At 72.3% G+C, this 19,388-nt stretch carries 17 protein-coding genes; 7 read left to right on the top strand and 10 right to left on the bottom strand.

Going from position 1 to position 19,388, the window contains the following annotated elements; translation table 11 throughout:
- Positions 1-44: 44 nt before the first annotated feature.
- The 3 genes from ACIA8R_RS29225 (at position 45) to ACIA8R_RS29235 (ending at position 2,261) form a co-directional block, all read left to right on the top strand.
- A complete protein-coding gene (locus tag ACIA8R_RS29225; RefSeq protein WP_397041372.1) occupies positions 45-911 on the top strand; it encodes a terpene synthase family protein in 867 nt (288 codons plus the stop codon).
- 247 nt (positions 912-1,158) lie between these two features.
- Entirely contained in the window at positions 1,159-1,752 is a 594-nt protein-coding gene (locus ACIA8R_RS29230; RefSeq protein ID WP_357704895.1) for an ATP/GTP-binding protein, read from the top strand.
- A 23-nt stretch (positions 1,753-1,775) separates the two neighbouring features.
- Positions 1,776-2,261 (top strand): Lrp/AsnC family transcriptional regulator, encoded by a 486-nt coding sequence (locus tag ACIA8R_RS29235; RefSeq protein WP_364088427.1) that lies wholly within the window; start codon positions 1,776-1,778, stop codon positions 2,259-2,261.
- Positions 2,262-2,274: 13 nt separating this feature from the next.
- Here the strand turns inward: ACIA8R_RS29235 and ACIA8R_RS29240 are convergent, their stop codons facing one another.
- From ACIA8R_RS29240 to ACIA8R_RS29265, 6 genes are read right to left on the bottom strand one after another with little or no spacing between them, the layout of a single operon-like run.
- Positions 2,275-3,249, bottom strand: a complete 975-nt coding sequence (locus ACIA8R_RS29240) for an N-acetylglucosamine kinase (protein ID WP_397041373.1) — start codon at positions 3,247-3,249, stop codon at positions 2,275-2,277.
- Entirely contained in the window at positions 3,249-4,508 is a 1,260-nt protein-coding gene (locus ACIA8R_RS29245) for a 6-phospho-beta-glucosidase (RefSeq protein ID WP_357704901.1), read from the bottom strand. The genes ACIA8R_RS29240 and ACIA8R_RS29245 overlap by 1 nt, the downstream gene beginning before the upstream one ends.
- Entirely contained in the window at positions 4,505-5,395 is an 891-nt protein-coding gene (locus tag ACIA8R_RS29250; protein ID WP_357704903.1) for a carbohydrate ABC transporter permease, read from the bottom strand. Before ACIA8R_RS29250 ends, ACIA8R_RS29245 begins: the two co-directional genes overlap by 4 nt.
- Complete coding sequence (locus ACIA8R_RS29255; RefSeq protein WP_364088432.1) at positions 5,392-6,360, bottom strand: sugar ABC transporter permease; 969 nt, start codon at positions 6,358-6,360, stop codon at positions 5,392-5,394. The genes ACIA8R_RS29250 and ACIA8R_RS29255 overlap by 4 nt, the downstream gene beginning before the upstream one ends.
- A 6-nt stretch (positions 6,361-6,366) precedes the next feature.
- The gene (locus ACIA8R_RS29260) at positions 6,367-7,698 is read right to left on the bottom strand and encodes an ABC transporter substrate-binding protein (protein ID WP_397041374.1); all 1,332 of its coding nucleotides are present in this window, start codon (positions 7,696-7,698) and stop codon (positions 6,367-6,369) included.
- Between the two features lie 60 nt (positions 7,699-7,758).
- A complete protein-coding gene (locus ACIA8R_RS29265) occupies positions 7,759-8,955 on the bottom strand; it encodes an ROK family protein (protein ID WP_397041375.1) in 1,197 nt (398 codons plus the stop codon).
- 341 nt (positions 8,956-9,296) lie between these two features.
- Here ACIA8R_RS29265 and ACIA8R_RS29270 point away from each other — a divergent pair, with 341 nt between their 5' ends.
- From ACIA8R_RS29270 to ACIA8R_RS29285, 4 genes are all read left to right on the top strand, one after another.
- The gene (locus tag ACIA8R_RS29270; RefSeq protein ID WP_397041376.1) at positions 9,297-11,462 is read left to right on the top strand and encodes a HelD family protein; all 2,166 of its coding nucleotides are present in this window, start codon (positions 9,297-9,299) and stop codon (positions 11,460-11,462) included.
- A 528-nt stretch (positions 11,463-11,990) separates the two neighbouring features.
- On the top strand, positions 11,991-13,805 hold the full coding sequence (lnt, locus tag ACIA8R_RS29275; RefSeq protein WP_397041377.1) for an apolipoprotein N-acyltransferase: 1,815 nt from the start codon (positions 11,991-11,993) through the stop codon (positions 13,803-13,805).
- On the top strand, positions 13,802-14,548 hold the full coding sequence (locus ACIA8R_RS29280) for a polyprenol monophosphomannose synthase (RefSeq protein ID WP_357704917.1): 747 nt from the start codon (positions 13,802-13,804) through the stop codon (positions 14,546-14,548). The genes lnt and ACIA8R_RS29280 overlap by 4 nt, the downstream gene beginning before the upstream one ends.
- A gap of 84 nt (positions 14,549-14,632) precedes the next feature.
- Positions 14,633-15,115: an FxsA family protein gene (locus ACIA8R_RS29285; protein ID WP_357704919.1), complete on the top strand. Its 483-nt coding sequence runs from the start codon at positions 14,633-14,635 to the stop codon at positions 15,113-15,115.
- Positions 15,116-15,122: 7 nt separating this feature from the next.
- On the opposite strand, the gene ACIA8R_RS29290 is transcribed toward ACIA8R_RS29285, so the two are convergent.
- Genes ACIA8R_RS29290 through ACIA8R_RS29305 form a run of 4 tightly spaced genes read right to left on the bottom strand, consistent with a single transcriptional unit; the run spans position 15,123 to position 19,384 of the window.
- Positions 15,123-16,136, bottom strand: a complete 1,014-nt coding sequence (locus ACIA8R_RS29290) for a DUF2804 domain-containing protein (protein ID WP_364088441.1) — start codon at positions 16,134-16,136, stop codon at positions 15,123-15,125.
- Positions 16,137-16,147: 11 nt separating this feature from the next.
- A complete protein-coding gene (locus ACIA8R_RS29295; RefSeq protein WP_364088446.1) occupies positions 16,148-17,551 on the bottom strand; it encodes an NAD-dependent succinate-semialdehyde dehydrogenase in 1,404 nt (467 codons plus the stop codon).
- Positions 17,544-18,209, bottom strand: a complete 666-nt coding sequence (locus tag ACIA8R_RS29300; RefSeq protein ID WP_125637421.1) for a GntR family transcriptional regulator — start codon at positions 18,207-18,209, stop codon at positions 17,544-17,546. The genes ACIA8R_RS29295 and ACIA8R_RS29300 overlap by 8 nt, the downstream gene beginning before the upstream one ends.
- Before the next feature lie 14 nt (positions 18,210-18,223).
- A complete protein-coding gene (locus ACIA8R_RS29305) occupies positions 18,224-19,384 on the bottom strand; it encodes a mandelate racemase/muconate lactonizing enzyme family protein (RefSeq protein ID WP_357704928.1) in 1,161 nt (386 codons plus the stop codon).
- Between the last annotated feature and the right edge of the window lie 4 nt (positions 19,385-19,388).

The following is a 19,388-nucleotide window of genomic DNA, read 5'->3' on the forward strand; positions in this document are numbered from 1 at the left end:
GGGGGCGTCGCCCATGAGCTGCGTACCGTGCGGGTGGCCCTAGGGTGCCCGGCGAGGAGCTGGACGAGGCGTTCAGGCTCGGCCGCACCTGCGCCCTGGCCGCCGAGTGCGGCAGGGATCTGCGGCGCTGCGCCCAGCTGTACGACGGCCTGTTCCCCGGCGCGGCCTTCGACGCCGAGTTCTACCAGGCCCTGACCCTGGCCACCGCCTTCAGCGCCCCCTGGGCCGGCGCGGGCGGGCTGAGGGCGGTCAACCGGAGCGCCCTGTGGGTGCTGGCCGTCGACCGCCTGGTGGACCATGCCGCCACCACCCGCGAGCAGGTCGACCGGCTGACGGGCGAGTGCCTGGCGGTCGCCGGCGGCGCGGTGCCGCGCTCGCCGGTCACCCGCTTCCTGGCCGACCTGCGTGACGAGCTGGCCACCGCCGAGGGGTTCGGCGTGGCCCAGGGGCTCTGGCGCGACCAGCTCGCCAGGACGCTGTCCGGGATGGCCAGGGCCTGGATGTGGCGGGACACGCGGGCGGTGCCCACGCTGGAGCGCTACCTCGACAACGCCGACAGCCGCGGCTCCTGCTTCGTGGACCTGTCCCACTGGATCTACACCGGCGACGGCTGGACCACGGGTCACCTGGACGAGCTGTGGGCGGTCAGCCGCCGGGTCCAGCGCTACCTGCACCTGCTCGGCGACCTCGCCTCCTACCGCAGGGACCTGAGCTGGGGGGACCTCAACGCGCTCGCGCTCGGGGTCGCCGGCGGCGAGGTCGCCGACGCGATGGCCGGCCTGGCCCGCGAGGCGAGCGGCCTGATCGAGACGCTGCGCGGATGCAGCCCGCGTACGGCCGCCTACCTGCGCCGACGGATCGGCTTCAATGCCGGCTTCACCGGTATTTCGGACTTCGACCCCGCTACCTAACGATCCCGTCGAATAAGCTGACAAGTCCCTTGACCGCCGCGCAAGGCGCAGGCGATTTATGGGACTAGCGGCGATAAATCGTGACATTTTGTTCCTTGTAAAAGTTTGTGCCTTGAGTGGAAAATGTGGCGTTGCTAGGGTGGCTCGATGCCAGGCACGTCGAACGGCCTTCACTACACGTCTTGACAGATGACACTGACCAAGCGCGAAGGCCGCACGTGCGCGGGACCTGTACGGGCGGTGCTGGATGGAATTCGGTCGCGTCGACCGTTGGCGGCTGCCGACCGCGATCAAGATCTTGATCGCCGGCGGATTCGGCGCGGGCAAGACCACCATGGTGGGCGCCGTCTCCGAGACCCGCCCGCTGCGCACGGAGGAGGCGCTCACCCACGTCGGCACGCACGTCGACGACCTGTCGGGCGTCGAGCGCAAGCTCACCACGACCGTCGCGATGGACTTCGGCCGCATCACCATCCGCGACGACTACATGCTCTACCTGTTCGGCACCCCGGGCCAGGAACGTTTCTGGTTCGTGTGGGACGAGCTGGCCATGGGCGCGCTGGGCGCCGTGGTGCTGGCCGACACCCGCCGCCTGGCCGACTGCTTCCCGGCGGTCGACTACTTCGAGAAGCGCGAGCAGCCGTTCATCATCGCGCTCAACTGCTTCGACGGCACCAGGCCCTTCACCGTCGGCGAGGTGCGCTCGGCCATCGGGCTGGAGCCGGACGTCCCCATCGTGCTGTGCGACGCCCGCAGGCGCGACTCCGGCCGCCAGGTGCTCATCACCCTGGTCGAGCACGCGATGAACCGAGGGGTCGCTCCCGTCGGGACCATGTCGTGACCATCACCGGCTACCTTTGACCGATGGAGGAGATCGACCGCCGGATCGTCACGCTGCTCGCCCACGACGGCCGCATGAGTTTCACCGACCTGGCCAGGGAGACCGGACTCTCCGTCTCCGCGGTCCACCAGCGCGTACGCCGCCTGGAGAAGCGCGGGGTCGTCCGCGGCTACGCCGCCGTCATCGACCACGACGCGATCGGGCTGTCGCTGACCGCGTTCGTCTCGATCAAGCCGATCGACCCCGCCGCGCCGGACGACGCCCCCGAGCGGCTGGCCCACCTGAGCGCCATCGAGGCCTGCCACAGCGTCGCCGGCGACGAGAGCTACATCCTCAAGGTGCGCGTGGCCTCCCCGGTGGCGCTGGAGGACCTGCTGCAGCAGATCCGCGCCTCGGCCAACGTCTCCACCCGCACCACCGTGGTCCTGAGCACGCCCTACGAGCACCGCGCCCCCGTCGTCGCCTCCGACGTCACCCCGGCCGAGCCCGACCAGAACGCCTCCGCCTGACCCGTCTGCCGCCTCAGCGGGTGACCGGGAGCTCGAAGTGGTCGCGCAGGCGTCTCAGCGCGAACTCCGGGGCGCCCAGGTGCTCCAGCCCCAGCAGCGCCGCCCCCGCCACCGGCGGCAGGTCCGCCACGACCAGCTCGGCCTGCGGCGCCCTGGCCGCGAACCCCGACTCCAGCAGCGGCGTCAGCAGCGGGTCCCGGGCCGTGAGCAGGCCGCCGCCGAGCACCACCTCGACCGGCGTCTCCAGCAGGCCGAGCCGTCGCAGGCACACCTCGGCCATCACGGTGACCTCCTCGGCCTGCCGTTCGACCAGCGACCGGGCGAGCGCGTCCCCGGCCGCGGCGAGGGCCAGCACGCCGGGGGCCAGCTCGTGCAGCCGTCCCTCGTCCACCCGTCCGAAGTGCAGGCCGAGCACCAGCTCCTCGACGGTCGCGGTGCCGAAGTGGGACGTGACCAGGTCCGTCAGGGCCGTCGGCGCGCCACGGCCGTCCTCGGCGCGCACGGCGTGCCACAGCGCGTCCTCGGCCACGCCCTGGCCGCCGCCCCAGTCGCCGCTGATGCGGCCGAGCGAGGGGAAGCGGGCGACCTGCCCGGTGGGGGAGACGCCGATCGCGTTGATGCCCGCGCCGCACACCACCGCCACCCCCCACGGGGCCGACGTGCCGGCCCGCAGCAGCGCGAAGGTGTCGTTGCGCACCACCACGTCGCCGAACCCGCGGGCGGTGAACTCGGCGGCCAGCGCCTCCTCCTCCACCGGGAAGTCGGCCCCGGCCAGGCAGGCCGAGACGTGGTCGAACGCCGTGACCGGCAGGCCGCAGCGGGCCGTCGCCTCGGCCACCACGTCCACGGCCGCCGCCACGCCCGCGCTCTGCGGCTCGAAGGGGCCCGCGCGGCCGGTCGCGACCACCTCGCCGTCGTCCGCGACCACCGCCACGTCGGTCTTGCTGTTGCCGCCGTCGACGGCCAGGATCAGGCGCGGGCGGGCCACTAGCCCACCGTCCAGGGCAGGTGCTCCCGGTTGGCCTCCAGCAGCAGGCCGGTCAGCTGCTCGGCGGCGTCGTCCTGGCCGATCAGCGGGTGCGCCAGCAGGGCGTCGCGCACGCGGTCGGCGCCGCCCCGGCGGGCCGCGTCCAGGGCCAGGGTCTCGTACGCCGACACGTGCGCGATCAGCCCCGCGTACAGGGGTTCGACGGGCGGCACCGGCAGCGGCGCGGCGCCGGACGCGGTGATCGCGGCGGGCACCTCGATGACCGCGTCGTCGTCCAGGAAGGGCAGGGTGCCCTGGTTGCGCACGTTGACGACCTGGGCGTCGCCCCGGTCGCCGAGCAGCGAGGCGATCAGCGCCACTGCCGACTCCGAGTAGAACGCGCCGCCCCGCTGGTCCAGCAGCTCCGGCTTGGTCACCACCGACGGGTCGCCGTACATCTCCAGCAGCCGCGTCTCCATCGCCGCCACCTCGGCCGCCCGCGACGGCTTGGCGCGCTGCTCGCGCACCACCGCGTCGTGGGCGTAGAAGTAGCGCAGGTAGTAGGACGGGATGACGCCCAGCCGCCGGATCAGCTCCACCCGCAGCCCGAGCGCCTCGGCGATCTCCTCGCCGGCCCGGTCGATGATCTCGGGCAGCACGTCCCGGCCGTCGAGATGGACCGAACGCTCCCAGCTCAGGTGGTTCAGCCCGACGTGGCCGAGCGAGAGGCGGCCGGGGTCGACGCCCAGTCCGGCGGCGAAGCGGCGCTGGAACCCGATGGCGACGTTGCACAGGCCGATGGCCCGGTGGCCGGCGTCCAGCAGCGCCCTGGTGACGATGCCGACCGGGTTGGTGAAGTCGATGATCCAGGCGTCGGGGGCCTCCCGGCGTACGGTCTCGGCCAGCTCCAGCACGACGGGGACCGTGCGCAGCGCCTTGGCCAGGCCGCCCGCGCCGGTCGTCTCCTGGCCCACGCAGCCGCACTCCAGCGGCAGCGTCTCGTCCACGTTCCTGGCCGCCTGCCCGCCCACCCGGAGCTGGAACAGCACGACCTGGGCCCCCGCGACCCCCTCGGCCACCGAGGAGGTGGCCAGCACGCGCGCCGGATGCCCGGCGTGCGCCAGCATGCGCCGCGACATCCCCGACACCAGCTCAAGACGGGACGGATCCGGATCGATGAGGGCGATCTCCGTCACAGGCAGCTCGTCACGCAGCCGCGCGAACCCGTCGATCAGCTCCGGCGTGTACGTTGAGCCGCCCCCGACCACGGCGAGTTTCAACCCTTCACTCCTGTCAAGGTCACGCCCTCGATGAACACTCTCTGGGCGAAGAAGAACACGATGATCACCGGCGCGGTCACCAGCAGGGTGGCGGCCATGGTGAGGTTCCACTGGACGCTGTGGAACGCCTTGAACGTGGCCAGGCCGAGCGAGAGCGTCCAGCCCTCCTGCTCGACGCCGGCGTACAGCAGCGGCCCGTAGTAGTCGTTCCAGCAGTAGAAGAACTGGAACAGGGCGACGGCGGCCACGGCCGGCCGGGCCATCGGCAGGATCACCCGGACCAGCGTCCTGAAGTCCGAGCACCCGTCCACCTTCGCCGCGTCGATGTACTCGCGCGGGATCGTGATCAGGAACTGGCGGAGCAGGAAGATCGAGAACGCGTCGCCGAACAACATCGGCAGGATCAGCGGCCACAGGCTGTCGGTCAGCCCCAGCCGGGCCCACACCAGGTAGATCGGCACCGCGATGACCTGCGGCGGCAGCATCATCGCGGTGATCACCAGGAGGAAGGCCGCCCGCCGCCCCCGGAAGCGGAAGCGGGCCAGGGCGTAGGCCACCGGGACGGAGGACAGCAGCGTGAACACCGTGCCGAGGCCGGCGTACAGCAGCGTGTTGATCCCCCAGCGCAGCAGCTTCGACTTCTCGAACACCACCACGAAGTTGTCGAAGTTCCACGTGCGCGGCCACAGGTCGCCGGTCAGCGCCTGCTCGTCGGTCATCAGCGCGGTCAGCGTCAGGAACACCACCGGCGCCAGGAACATCAGGGCCAGCACGATCGCCACCGCGTGCGTGGCGATCCACACCAGCGTGCGCCGCCGCCTGGCCCTGACCCCCTGCCGCCGCGCGGGCGCCGCGGGCGGGGCGGGGGCGGTCATGGTCGCGCTCATATCGCCTCCTCGGCCCGGCGGAACTGCCGCAGCAGGATCAACGTGAAGATCATGGACGTGGCGAACAGCAGCAGCGCCAGTACGCACGCGTAGCCCATCGTCCAGTCGCGGAAGCCGGACTGGAAGAGCCACTGCGGCAGGGTCAGCAGCGACTCGTCCGGGTAGCCGGGGGTGAAGGCCGAGCCGGGGGAGTCGGTCGCGCCCGAGGCCACCCGGGAGGCGATCATCGCCTGAGTGAAGTACTGCAGGGCGTAGATGACGTTGGTGACCAGGGCGAACATCAGCACCGGCGCGATCGTCGGCAGCGTCACGCTGCGGAACTGCCGCCAGGCCCCGGCGCCGTCGATGGCGGCGGCCTCGTACAGGTGCCTGGGGACGTCCAGCAGCGCCGCCATGAAGATCACGGCGAGCTGGCCGCAGCTCCACAGCGACAGCAGCGTCAGGCTCGGCTTGGACCAGGCCGGGTCGCCGAACCAGTCGGGGCCGTGGATCCCGAACAGGGCCAGGAACTTGTTCCACGGCCCGGTGGCCGGGTTCATCAGGAAGACGAACGTGATCGTCCCGGCCGCCAGCGGGACCAGCGACGGCAGGTAGAAGATCGTCCGCAGGACGCCGACTCCGGCCTTGAGCCTGACCACGAGCTGGGCCAGGGCCAGGGAGAACAGCACGGTGGCCGGCACCATGATCGCCACCAGCCACAGCGTGTTCTTCGCCGACATCGCCACCCGCGGGTCGTGCAGCAGGTACGCGTAGTTGTCCAGCCCGATGAACTCCGGCGTGCTGGTCATGTCGTAGCGGTAGAAGGAGAAGTACACCGTGGACAGCAGCGGATAGACGAAGAAGATGGACACTCCGGCGATCCACGGCGACAGCCACAGCAGGGCGCGCAGGCCCTCGCCGCGCCGCCACCTCGACGGCGCGGCGTGGGGGGCGGCATGGGGGGCGGCGTGGGGGGAGGAGACCATCGCCGATCAGCCCCCGGACAGCTTCAGCTTGTCGTCGATCTGCTTGTCCACGCCCTTGAGCCCGGCGTCCAGGTCGGTGACCGCGCCCTTCTCCCACTTGACGACGAAGGTCGCCAGCGCCTCCTGGTTGAAGACGCTGTTGACGCTCGGCGGCAGCGTCGAGGTCTTGGGGTGGGCGAAGACGTCGAGGAAGGTGGCGAAGTTCGCGTCCTTGGCCAGGTCGGGCGATTCCATCGCGGCCTTGGTCGTGGGCACGTTGCGCAGGGCGTTGGAGAGCGTCACCAGCGAGCTGGTGTCGGTGGTCAGGTACTTGACCAGCTCCCACGCCTGCTGGGGGTTCTTGGCGCCCTTGGGGACGCCGATGACGGTGCCGGCGGTGAAGCCGCTGCCGTACAGGTCGGGCTTGTCGTCGGCGACCGGCAGGGGAGCGGTGGCGTAGTCGAGCTTCTTGGCGTCGTTGGCGATCATGGCGTTGCGCCACTCGCCGTCCAGGACCATGGCGATCTTGCCCTTGTAGAACGGGTGGTCGGCGCTCCACTCGTCGCCCAGGCTCTTGCGGAACTTCTCCAGCTTGTCGTAGCCGTACCAGTCGATGAGGTCCTTCTGCCAGCGCAGCAGGGCCTTCCAGGCCGGGTCGGTGCCGATGGCCGAGGTGCCGTCGGCGTTGTACCAGGTGGCGCCGACCATGGGGGCCAGATGGCTGGGGCTGTTCTCGTAGTACTGCGTGCTGGGGACGAACCCGGCCACCTTGATGTCGCCGTTCGCGTCCCGGACGGTCAGCTTCTTGGCCAGGTCGGCCAGCTCGGTCAGCGTCCTGGGCGGCTGGTTGCCCTTCATCAGGGCCTTGTTGTAGTAGAGGCCGTACGCGTCGGCCAGCAGCGGCAGCGTGCACTGCCGGCCGCCGAAGCCCGTGTAGGAACGTGCCACCTCGGGCAGCACCGACAGGTCGATGCCGTCCTGCTTGATCACCGGGGTGAGGTCCTGGAACGATCCCGACCTGCACCATTGGGCGACGTTGTCCGTCGTGAACGAGGCCGCCACGTCCGGCGCGTTTCCGCCCCGGATGGCCTGCGTGATCTGGTCGTCCTGGACGCCCTTGGTGGCCTTGACGGTGATCTGCGGGAACTTGGCCTGGAACCCGGCGATGGCCTCCTCGAACGCCTTGACCTCGGCGTCGGTGGAGAATCCGTGCCAGAGCTGGATCGTGGCCGCAGGGAGGGCCGCGGAGGCCGAACCCGAGGGCCTGGGCTGGGAGCCGAGCGAGGGCCCGGCCTCCCTGCCGGCGGTGCAGGCGGTGAGCGCGAGGATCGCGACGGCCGCCAGGGGGACGAAGCGCACGGGGGGTGCCTCCTGCCGCTGGGGGGATCATGAAGTGAGGGTGGAACGGGAAGAGATGGCTCACGAAGGGACGGTCGAGCTGAAGACCTCGTCGCGCACGGTGTCCAGGGCCAGGTCGAGCGCGCCGGCCAGCACCGGGTTGCCCTCCACGTGCGACAGCCGCACGACCGGGCGCGGGATGGTCAGCGCGTGCAGCTCGTGCTCGACCAGCTCGCGCAGCGTCTCGCCGCCCGACAGCACGACGCCGCCGGTCAGCACGATCAGCCCGGGATCGATGACGGACGTGATGGCCGCCAGGCCCACCGCCAGGCGGGCGGCGATGTCACGCAGCCCCGCCTTGGCGTCGTCGGCCTTCTGCCCCGAGCCCTCCGCCACGCGGACCGCCTTGGCGATGGCCTGGCGGAAGTCGGTGCCGTGCACGCCGTAGGAGCGCAGCAGCCGCAGCACGGCCGGGCCGCCGGTCAGCGCCTGGTAGCCGTGGTTGGCGTAGCGGCCGGCCTCGCGGGCCGTCGGCGCGCCCGGCGTCGGCATGTAGCCGACCTCGCCCGCGCCGCCGGTCGCGCCCCTGTGCATGCGCCCGCCGAGCACGATGGCCGAGCCGATGCCCTCGTCGGCCCACAGCAGCACGAAGTTGGGGTGCCCGCGCGCCGCGCCGTGCGCCTGCTCGGCCAGGGCGACGAGGTTGACGTTGTTCTCCACGTCCACGGCCACGCCGAGACCCGCGCTGAGGGTGGGCACCAGGTCGTCGATCTGCCAGCCGGGCACGTCCTTGGCGGCGGCGTAGCCGAGCCGGCCGGTGGCCGGGTCGATCGCCGCCTGCACGCCGATCACGACCCTGCGCAGCTTGTCCGGCGGGTTCGCGCCGGCCAGCGCCGCACCCAGCCGGTCGACCAGCTCGCCGCCCGGCCGCCGGGGCGTCGGCAGCGTGTACGAGCCCACGACCGTGCCGGTGATGTCGGCGACGCGGGCCTCGATGCGGTCGGGGGTGACGTCGAGCGCGCCCACGTAGGCGGCCGCCGGGTTGATCCGGTAGACCTCGGCGGTACGGCCCGGCAGGCCCTCCCTGATGCCGTCCAGCACGACCAGCCCGGCCTCCTGCAGGCGCGACAGGAGCTGGGAGGCGGTGGGCTTGGACAGGCCCGTCAGGGCGCCCAGCTCCGGACGGGTCAGCGACCCGCGCTCAAGAAGCGCCCGCAGGGCCGCGCGGTCGTTGATCGCGCGCAGCAGGCTGGGCGTTCCCGGAACCGGACCGGTCATCAGGTGGACTCCTTCGTCGAAGTTAGGAAACTTTCCTAACTCCGGAACATAGGGAGTTCTCCCGTGCTGGTCAAGAGGGCGAAACCAAGCCGTGACCCGGGAAGGGGAAGGGAAGATGGGAGTGCCTCGACAGGCGTGCTAATGTCATCGTTTGTCGCAACAACAAGCAGAATGGCCCGGAGTGTCCCATTAACCACAATAATGGTCAGGCGGCAACTCGTCAAACGGAGCTCGCCAAGGAGCAGTCGTACGTCACCGGTCTCTACGACCGCCTCGACGAGCTGCGCGAGCGCACCCAGCGCCGGCTCAAGGAGGTGCTGGCCACGGGTGCCGTCGGCACGATGCAGAACAGATCCGAGCGCGACTCCTTCGCCGACATGTACGCCGGCCGCCTGGCCCGGCTCTGGGCGGTGGAGCGCGGCCTGGTTTTCGGCCGGCTCGACCACGTCGACGAGGGGCGCCTCTACATCGGCAAGCTCGGCCTCACCGACGACGAGCAGCGCCGCCTGCTCATCGACTGGCGGGCGCCGGTCGCGCAGCCGTTCTACCGCGCCACCCCCGCCGCGCCCATGGGCCTGACCAGACGCCGTCACCTGCAGACCAGGGAACGCAGCGTCATCGGCGTCGACGACGACCTGCTCGACCTCGACGCGCTCACCGACGACGACCGCGCCACCCTCAACGGCGAGGCCGCGCTGCTGGCCGCCCTCGACGAGCGCCGCACCGGCCGCATGCGCGACATCGTCGCCACCATCCAGGCCGAGCAGGACCGCGTCATCCGCGGCGACCTCAACGGCGTCCTGGTCGTGCAGGGCGGCCCCGGCACGGGCAAGACCGTGGTGGCCCTCCACCGGGCCGCCTACCTGCTCTACACCCACAGGGAGCGGCTGGAGCGCCGGGGCGTGCTCATCCTCGGCCCCAACCTCACCTTCCTGCGCTACATCGAGCAGGTCCTGCCCTCGCTCGGTGAGACAGACGTGCTGCTGTCCACTGTGGGGGAGCTGTACCCGGGCGTGACCGCCACCCGGCGCGACCGTCCGGAGGTGGCCGCGGTCAAGGGCGACGCGCGGATGGCCGGGGTGATCGAGCGCGCGGTGCGCGACCGGCAGAGGGTGCCGCGCAAGCCCATCGAGCTGACGGTGGGCCGGCTGACGCTCACCGTCGACCGCAACATGCTCGACGCCGCCAGGAACAAGGCCGTGCGCTCGCGCCGCCCGCACAACCAGGCGCGCGCGGTGTTCGTCAGATCGCTGCTGAACGCGCTGGCCAGGCAGCAGGCCCGCAAGATCGGCAAGGGGCTCGTCGACGACGACGAGCTGGCCGACCTGCGCGAGGAACTGCGCACCGAGCCGGTGGTCAAGGCGGCCCTGAACCGGCTGTGGCCGTACCTGACGCCCCAGCGGCTGCTGCTCGGCCTGTACGGGTCGCCCGACCGGCTGGAGGCGGCGGGGGGCGTCCTCAGCCCCGCGGAGAGGGCGTTGCTGCGCCGCGAGTCGGCCGAGTGGACCGACGCCGACGTCCCGCTCCTGGACGAGGCCGCCGAACTGCTCGGCGACATCGACGAGCATGTGCTCCGCGCCTCGGCGATGCAGGCCGAGGAGGAGCTGGCCGCGGCCCGCCAGGCCGAGGAGCACCAGCGCGAGGCCGAGCTGGCCTACGCCCGCGAGGTGCTGGAGCTGACCGGCCTGTCCGACGTCATGGAGGCCGAGCGCCTGGCCGAGCGCCAGCGCGGCGACGGCCCCTACCTCACCACCGCCGAACGCGCCGCCGCCGACCGCACCTGGGCCTACGGGCACGTGATCGTGGACGAGGCCCAGGAGCTGTCGCCGATGGCGTGGCGGGCGGTCATGCGGCGCTGCCCGACGCGGTCGATGACGATCGTCGGCGACATCGCCCAGACCGGCTCGGCGGCGGGGGCGCGGTCGTGGGCGCAGGTGCTGGACCCGTACGTGGCCGGGCGCTGGCGTCAGGAGCGGCTGACGGTCAACTACCGCACGCCCGTGGAGCTCATGGAGGTGGCCGCGCGGGTGCTGGCCACCATCGACCCTGCCCTGGAGGCGCCGGCGTCCGTGCGCGAGCTCGGCGCGCGGCCGTGGGCGGCGCCGCTGGCCGCGCTGGACGGGCTGGCCGGGGCGGAGGTCGAGCAGGGCGGCAAGGTCGCCGTGGTCGTGCCCGACGCGCTGCTGGACACCATCGGCGCGCGGCTGGTAGCGGCCGTGGACGGCGCCGCGGTGGTCACGCCCGGCGCCGGACGCGCCGCCGGTGCGGCCGCCCTGGACGCGCCCCTGGCGGTGATGGGCGTGGCCGACGCCAAGGGCCTGGAGTTCGACTCGGTGATCGTGGCCGAGCCGGACCTCATCGCCGCCCAGTCGCCACGCGGCCCGAGCGACCTGTACGTCGCTCTGACCCGGTCCACGCAGCGGCTGGGCGTCGTCCACGAAGGCCCGCTGTCGGAGGCTCTGTCGGGGCTGCCGGGCAGGCCCCCGACGTCGGCAAATGGGCTTTGACCCGCTTTAGGATGGCAGGCCGAACATGCCCCACCTGCGGAAACTTGATGTTCCCGCTGATCGGGACACGGTTGACATCTGAGGTGGAGTCGGTAGTTTGCTGCGCAGTCCAGCACGGGACTTGGCCGGTTGGCCGTCTCTGACATCGTCGGATCCTGCGTCCGTGACGGAGCGTGACTTCGTCCACACAGCCAGGTGCAGGGCCGTCGGTCCGTCGAGTCGGGGCACCCCGACCGGTTGGGGGGTTGGACCCGGGACGGGTCCGGGAGCCCAGTAGACAACGGAATTCCGCGCTCGCCGCCGACGAGACGGGTCCGGTCCGAAGGGTTTCCGGGCCCTCTTCCCGCTCTCGTGCGCTGGATCGCGGATCGCGCCGGGTGATCCCGTCCCGAACGGGATCACCCAGCCGGCCGCCCGACCGCCTGCGAGCGGCTGTTTTCGATCTCGGTGTGCGCCGCCGGCTTGAGCGCGGCCCCGGGGCGGTAGCGTTTTCGCAAGCAGGCGTGCGATTTTGCGAGGAGACCCGGCGTGGTTCAGGACAAGACGAGCCTTCCGCCCGTCCCCGGGCGCGAACCGGCTCCCGAGGCGAACGCCTCCGACACCGCTCCGGAAGACACCGCCCTGGACGACACCGCCCTGGACGACACCGCCCTGGACGACACCGCCCTGGACGACACCGCCCTGGACGACACCGCCCTGGACGACACCGCGCCGGAGAACACCGCGCCGGAGGGCGCCGCGCCGGAGGGCGCCGCGCCGGAGGGCGCCGCGCCGGAAGGGCCCGCTGACACCGGCCCCTCCGCGGACAAGGGCGTGCCCGCCAAGGGCGAGAGCCGGTGGGTCCTGGCCGCGCGGGTCGTGGCCGTGGTCGCCGGCGGGCTGCTGCTCTACACCGCCTTCCCGCCGCTCGACTGGTGGCTGTGCGCCCCCGTCGGCATCGGCCTGATCGTCGCCGCCCTCCACCGCGCCCGTCCCCGCCGGGCCGCGTGGCTGGGCTACCTGGGCGCCGCCGTGTTCCTGTTCCCCACCCTCGCCTGGGTGCGCACGATCGGCGACGACGTCTGGGTCATGCTGGTGGCCACCGAGAGCGTGTTCTACGCCGTGATGGCCGCCCTGGCGGCGCTGGTGTTCCGGCTGCGCCTGTGGCCGCTGTGGTTCGGCGCGCTGTGGGTGATGATGGAGTGGGCCCGCAGCCTGGTGCCCGTCGGCGGCTTCCCGTGGGCGCGGGTGGCCTTCAGCCAGGGCGAGTCCCTGTTCACCTCCTACGCCGCGCTGGGCGGCGCGCCGCTGGTGTCCTTCGCCGTCGCCCTGTGCGGCGCGCTGCTGGCCCACGCCGTCCTGGTGCGCCCCGAGGCCGCCCTGCGCAGGGCCGTCCCGGTGGCCCTGGCGCTGGCCGTGCCGCTGCTCACGCTCGTCCTGCCGAGGCCGGGCGACGAGGGGCGCTCGATCAACGTGGGCATCGTGCAGGGCAACGTCCCGGGGCGCGGCATGCACCCGCTCGGCGACGAGCCGGCCGTCGTCCTGCGCAACCACGCCGAGCAGACCAAGCGCCTGGCCGACGCCGTGCGCGCCGGCACCCTGCCCAGGCCCGACCTCGTCGTCCTGCCCGAGAACTCCACCGACATCGACCCCTACACCAGCGCCTTCGCCCGCCAGGTCATCGACGAGTCGGTCAGGTACGTCGGCGTCCCCACCCTGGTCGGCGCCGTCGTGGCCATCGGCGACGAGAACCGGGCCACGCGCAGCCTGGTGTGGGACCCGGTGACCGGTCCCGGCGCCTACTACGACAAGCAGCACCTGGTGCCGTTCGGGGAGTACACGCCGTTCAAGGAGATCGTGCTGGCGCTGTGGGAGCGGGCCAACCTGGTCGGCAGGCAGTCGGTCGCGGGCACGAAGCCGGGCGACCTGAAGCTCGGCCCGGTCACGATCGGCGCGGTCAACTGCTACGAGGTCGCCTACGACGACACCGTGCGCGGCACCGTGCGCGCCGGCGGCACCCCGCTGGTGGTGCAGACCAACAACGCCAGCTACGCGCTGTCCAACCTGCCGCCGCAGCAGCTCGCGATGTCCAAGCTGCGCGCCGTCGAGCACAACAGGGCCGTCGTGACCGCCGCCACGACTGGGATCTCCGCATATGTCACGCCTGACGGTAAAGTCTCCTGGCAGACCCGTGAACTTGTCCCCGACATGAACGTGGTCACGGTGCCCGTACGCACCCAGGAAACGATCGCCACAAAGGTGGGCGAGCTTCCTGAATGGGCATTGATGTTGATGGGAGCGGTGGCTGTCGGAGTCGCCGCACTGCGCGGCAGGCGAGGCGACCGAATGGGGAACGGCTCATGATGGAGACTCTCGGCCGGGTGCTCGTCGTCGTCCCGACCTACAACGAGCGCGACAACCTGCCCGCGATCGTCGAGCGCGTCCGCGCCGCCCTGCCGGACGCCCACGTGCTGGTGGCCGACGACAACAGCCCCGACGGCACCGGCGAGGTCGCCGACGGCCTGGCCGAGGCCGACGAGCACGTCCACGTGCTCCACCGGCCGGGCAAGCAGGGGCTGGGCGCGGCCTACATCGCCGGGTTCCGCTGGGGGCTGGGCGAGGGCTACGACGTGCTGGTCGAGATGGACGCCGACGGCTCCCACCAGCCCGAGGAGCTGCCCAAGCTGCTGCAGGCGCTGGCCGACGGCGCCGACCTGGCGATCGGCTCCCGCTACGTGCCCGGCGGCAAGGTGGTCAACTGGCCCCACCGGCGCGAGCTGCTGTCCAAGGGCGCCAACGTCTACACCCGCGTGATGCTCGGCCTGCCGGTGCGCGACGCCACCGCCGGATTCCGCGCCTACCGGGCCTCCACGCTGGAGAAGGTGGGCCTGTCCGGGGTCGAGTCGCAGGGCTACTGCTTCCAGGTCGACCTCACGCTCCGCACGTCCAGGCACGGGCTGCGGGTGGTGGAGGTGCCGATCACGTTCGTCGAGCGCACGGTCGGCAAGAGCAAGATGAACGGCAAGGTCATGTCCGAGGCGTTGTGGCGCATCGGCATGTGGGGCGTCACCGGCCTGCCCCGCCGCCTGCGCCGCACGCGCGGCTGACCGGCACCGGGATCCGCGTCCAGGAACGCGGGCGGCCCGCCGGACGTTGTTCCTGATGTACGTGTGCGCGGAATCGAGGAAACGATGCGGCTGCTGCTGTTCCTGGCCTTGCTGGGCGTCCCGGTGCTGGAGGTCTGGCTGCTGATCCAGGTCGGATCGATGATCGGCGGCTGGCCGACCGTGGGCCTGCTCGTCGCGGGCACCCTGCTGGGCGCCTGGCTGGTGCGCCGCGAGGGCCGCCGGGCCTGGCGGCGGCTGCAGGCGGCCCTGTCGGAGGGCCGGGTGCCCGACCGCGAGCTGGCCGACGGCGGCCTGGTGCTGGCCGGCGGCGTGCTGCTGATGATCCCGGGCTTCTTCACCGACCTCGTCGGCTTCGTCTTCGTGCTGCCGTTCACCCGGCCGCTGATGCGGCGGCTGTCGTCGTGGTTCTTCGACCGGCGGGTCAAGCGGATGGCGGCGGCCTCGCCGTACGCGAACCTGTTCCCGTCGTCGCCCGGCGTGGACCGGGCTCCGCAGGGCGGCAGGGTCGTGCACGGCGAGGTCATCCGCGACGACCAGGACGCCTGACCCTGCGCTACCAGCGCCGGTAGACCTCCTCGGCCCAGCCGTACAGGCCGTCGACCGTCACGCTCTCGCCGTCGTCGGCGACGACCGTGCCGCGGTAGTGGCCGAACGCCTGGGCCTCCTGGCTGCGCATGTAGAACGCGCGCCGCACGTCGGCCTCGCGCACGTGCTCGGGCACGAACTCCAGGTCGACGCGGTCGCCGACGATGTGCCAGGGCGCGCGCCAGTCGGAGGTGTCGTACCGCCAGACCAGCTCCTCGCTGATCTTGTGCAGGCGGCCGTCGAGGATGAGGCCGTTCTCCACGCTGCCGGTGCCGTCGGTCCACTTGCCGCCGATCTGCAGGGCGACGTCGCGGCCGCCGGGCCGTCCGGCGGCGGCGCCCCAGTTCCAGCGGATGTCGCCGGGCCAGCGCCCGCGCCCGAGGTCGAGCGTGGCGAGGGCGTCGGCGGGGTCGAACTCGTGGGTCACCCCGTTGACGCGGACGGTGCCCTCGGCGGGCCGGCCGACGTCCTTGACCGTGTACTGGAAGCGGCGACGGCTCCAGGGCACCACGACCGACAGGCTCTCGCGGCCCGGAACCCGCCGCACGAGCACGTCGGCGGTGATCTCGGCGGACTTCAGCCGCAGCCGGGTGCCGTCGGCGGTCTCGTCGACGCTGATGCGCACCGGCCCGGCGCCGATGCGCACGCTGCCCTCGCCGCCGCGCTCGGAGAAGGACACGCCCCTGGCCGGGACGAGCAGCCCCCGGCTGGAGACCTGTTCGCCGGTGCGCCGGTCGAGGAAGAACGCCGACTCGCCGGCCAGGTAGTCGAGGCTGCTGGCGCTGAAGGCGAACACGTGCCCGGGGCTGGTGACGCACCAGTAGTCCCAGCGCATGGTGCGGCCCCAGCCGCGGATGTTGGCGCGGTGGAGCGGGGTGCGGCTCCAGCCGACCGCGGCCGGGTTGAGCCGGCCGTCGGGCAGGCACAGGTCGACCCGGCGGGTGATCTCGCGCTCGGCGACCGCGCGCGGGCTCGTCTTCATCGTGCTCTCCGTCATCGTCCCAGCCCCACGCTGAGGTACTTGTACTCCAGGTAGTCGGCCACCCCGTGGTGGCCGCCCTCGCGTCCGTAGCCGCTGCTCTTGATGCCGCCGAAGGGCGCCTGCGGCGGCGCCAGCGGGCCGCCGTTCACGGTGACCATGCCGAACTGCAGCTCCTCGGCCACCCGCAGGGTCCTGGTCAGGTCGTTGGTCCACACGTACGCGGTCAGCCCGTACGGGGTGGCGTTGGCGCGTTCGACGACCTTGTCGCAGTCGTCGAACTCCAGCACCGGCGCGACCGGCCCGAACGTCTCCTCGCGGCAGACCAGCATGTCCTCGCTCACCCCGCCCAGCACGGTCGCCGGGTAGTACGTGCCCGCCCCCTCGGGACGGCTCCCGCCGGTCAGGACGGCCGCGCCGCGGGCGACGGCGTCCTCGACGTGCCTGGCGACCTTGGCCACGGCCGCCTCGTCGATGAGCGGGCCCAGCTCGGCCGCCCGCGCCTGGCGTACCAGCTCGGCGGTGAAGTCGGCGGCCAGCGAGGAGTGGACGAAGATGCGGTTGGGCGAGGTGCAGGCCTGCCCGGCGTTGAGGAACTTGCTGCGGGCCACCGCGCGGGCGGCGGCGACCGGGTCGGCGTCGGGGAAGACCAGCACGGGCGCGTGCCCGCCCAGCTCGACGCTGAGCCGCTTGACGTCGTGGGCGCTCTGCCTGATCAGCTCGCGGCCGACCTCGGTGGAGCCGGTGAAGGACACCTTGCGCACCCGCGGGTCGCCCATCACGGCCTGGCCGAACCCGGCCGGGCGGGACGTGGTGACCAGGTTGAACACGCCCGGCGGCAGCCCGGCCGCGACGAACGCCTCGGCCACCGCGATCGCCGAGAGCGGCGTCTGCTCGGCCGGCTTCAGCACGACCGTGCACCCGGCGGCCAGCGCCGGGCCGAGCTTGCGGGTGATCATCGAGACCGGGAAGTTCCACGGGGTGATGCCGGCCACCACGCCGACCGGCTCGGGCAGCAGCCAGATGCGGTTGCCCTCGTGCGCGCCGGGCACGGTCTCGCCGTACAGACGGCGGGTCTCCTCGGCGGCCCACAGCAGGTGGTCGGCGCCCGAGAGCACCTCGCCGGTCGCCTCGGCGAGCGGCTTGCCCTGCTCGGCCGTCATGATCGCGGCGATCTGATCGGCCCGCTCGGTCAGCTCGCGCGCGGCGGCCCGCATGAGGTCGGCGCGCTCGTGCGCGGGCATGGCCCGCCAGCCGGGCAGCGCGGCCGCGGCGGCGTCGATCGCCTGCGTGGCCAGCTCGGGACCGCAGTCGGCGACCTGCGCCAGCGGCTCGCCGGTGGCGGGCGAGCGGACGGTGAAGGTCTGGTCGGCCTCCTGCCATGCGGCTCCGACGAGAGCCTTGCGGATGTCAGCCATGTGTCTCCTGGATTCCTTCGATGAGCGCCTTCATGGCGGCCATCTCATGTGCGTGCTGCAGCTTGCCCGCCAGCGGGATGTCGCCCGCCACCAGGGCGTTCCTGATGGCGATGTGCTCGGCGTGCGACTTGGGCAGCCGCCAGGGCACCAGGCGGAAGCCGCGCTGGGCGGTCTCCGTACGGGACCACAGGCTCTGCAGCATGCGGTGGGTGAGCTTGCTGTGCTCGGTGTCGCACAGCAGGGAGTGGAAGCGCCGGTTGAGGCGGGCGAAGGCGGCGACGTCCTCGCGGGCGACGGCGGTCTCGCACTCGGCGAGCACCGCGTCGACCTCGGCCAGCCGCGCGCCCTCCAGCGGCACGCCGCCCAGCTCCAGCGCCAGCGCGGTGAGCGCGGCCCGGACGCTGTAGAGCTCGCGCACGTTGGCCACCGTGAGCTCGGCGACCACGGCGCCGACGTGCGGCCGCTCGACCAGCCAGTCCTCCGAGCACAGCTGCTTGATCGCCTCGCGGACGGGCGTCTCGCTGATGCCCACGGCCTCGGCCACCACCCGGGTGGTGATCTTCGTGCCGGGAGGCGCCTCGCCGCTCATGATCAGATGTTTGATGTGCTCCGCCGCCAGATCCGCCTTGGTGCGGAAGGGGGAACGCGATTCGGCCATGGTTGAGGAGCCCTTCAGACCCGCTGGACGGTGAGCGGCTCGATCGCCGCGTGGTCCAGCTCTACACCGATTCCGGGCCCCGTCGGAACGGCGACGAGACCGCGGGAGTCGGGCAGCAGCGGTTCGGTCAGCATGGCGTGGAACACCTCCGGGACGATCACCGGCGGATCGTAGGGGTACTCCAGCCAGTCGCAGTTCGGCAGGGAGGCGCAAAGCTGCAGGTTGCCCGCCACGCCCAGCCCGGTGGCCCAGGCGTGCGGGATGACCTTGCGCTGCCGGGCGGCTGCCATGGCGCCGAAGTCGCGCAGCGCGCCGATCTCCTCGCTCTCGTTCGCGTCGGGCTGAAAGATGTCGAAGCAACCATCCTCCAGCATGCGGACGAGCTGGCCGATGCCGCGGTTGTGCTCGCAGCCCGCGATCGGGATCGGCGAGGCCGCCGTCAGCTCGCACAGGGCGCGGTAGTCGTGCCGGGGCAGCGGCTCCTCCAGCCACGCCACACCGAGTCCGGCCAGTTCCCTGGCCGTGGTGAGGGCGCGCTCGAAGTCCCAGATCAGACGGGTGCCGTCGGGGGCGTAGCGCCACCGGGCGGCCGCCTGGTTGGCGTCCACCATGATCGCGACGTCGGGGCCGACCGCCTCGCGCACGGCGGCGACCTGCCGCACGTCCTCGGCGACGGTGGCCGCGTGCACCCGCAGCTTGATCCCCTGGAAGCCCCGCTCGACGGCGGCCAGGGCGTCCTCGGCCCGCTGGGCCGGGTCGCGGAGCTCGCCGAAGCTCGCGTACGCGCGGACAGCTCCCGAGTGTCCGCCCCAGAGCTTGTACAGCGGCTGCCCGCAGGCCTTGCCGACGGCGTCCCACACGGCGACGCCGACGACCCACGGCCGGGGGAAGACGTACTCGGCCACGTACCGCAGCCGGTTGGCGACGTGCGTGGTGTCGAAGGCGTCCAGGCCGACGAGCTGCGGGCGGATCCAGCCGTGGATCGCCTCCAGCAGCATCGGCCCGGTGCCGTGCCCCATGTCGCCGCCGGACACGCCGACGATGCCCTCGTCGGTCTCGACCTCGACGATGACCGCCGACATCGCCCGGTGCGCGCCCTCCGGAGCCCACGACGGCACGAACGGCCTGGGGTAGGGCAGTTCGATGACCCGCGCGCGGACGTCTGTGATCCTCATCGGC

Source organism: Nonomuraea sp. NPDC051191 (genome assembly GCF_044455665.1).
GTDB lineage: Bacteria > Actinomycetota > Actinomycetes > Streptosporangiales > Streptosporangiaceae > Nonomuraea.

Bases quoted from the DNA above. Each gene is read 5' to 3' on its own strand.
- ACIA8R_RS29230 (WP_357704895.1), top strand. From the start codon at position 1,159: ATGGAATTCGGTCGCGTCGACCGTTGGCGGCTGCCGACCGCGATCAAG.
- ACIA8R_RS29235 (WP_364088427.1), top strand. From the start codon at position 1,776: ATGGAGGAGATCGACCGCCGGATCGTCACGCTGCTCGCCCACGACGGC.
- ACIA8R_RS29250 (WP_357704903.1), bottom strand. From the start codon at position 5,395: ATGAGCGCGACCATGACCGCCCCCGCCCCGCCCGCGGCGCCCGCGCGG.
- ACIA8R_RS29255 (WP_364088432.1), bottom strand. From the start codon at position 6,360: ATGGTCTCCTCCCCCCACGCCGCCCCCCATGCCGCCCCCCACGCCGCG.
- ACIA8R_RS29265 (WP_397041375.1), bottom strand. From the start codon at position 8,955: ATGACCGGTCCGGTTCCGGGAACGCCCAGCCTGCTGCGCGCGATCAAC.
- ACIA8R_RS29270 (WP_397041376.1), top strand. From the start codon at position 9,297: ATGCAGAACAGATCCGAGCGCGACTCCTTCGCCGACATGTACGCCGGC.
- ACIA8R_RS29280 (WP_357704917.1), top strand. From the start codon at position 13,802: ATGATGGAGACTCTCGGCCGGGTGCTCGTCGTCGTCCCGACCTACAAC.
- ACIA8R_RS29285 (WP_357704919.1), top strand. From the start codon at position 14,633: ATGCGGCTGCTGCTGTTCCTGGCCTTGCTGGGCGTCCCGGTGCTGGAG.
- ACIA8R_RS29290 (WP_364088441.1), bottom strand. From the start codon at position 16,136: ATGAAGACGAGCCCGCGCGCGGTCGCCGAGCGCGAGATCACCCGCCGG.
- ACIA8R_RS29295 (WP_364088446.1), bottom strand. From the start codon at position 17,551: ATGGCTGACATCCGCAAGGCTCTCGTCGGAGCCGCATGGCAGGAGGCC.
- ACIA8R_RS29300 (WP_125637421.1), bottom strand. From the start codon at position 18,209: ATGGCCGAATCGCGTTCCCCCTTCCGCACCAAGGCGGATCTGGCGGCG.
- ACIA8R_RS29305 (WP_357704928.1), bottom strand. From the start codon at position 19,384: ATGAGGATCACAGACGTCCGCGCGCGGGTCATCGAACTGCCCTACCCC.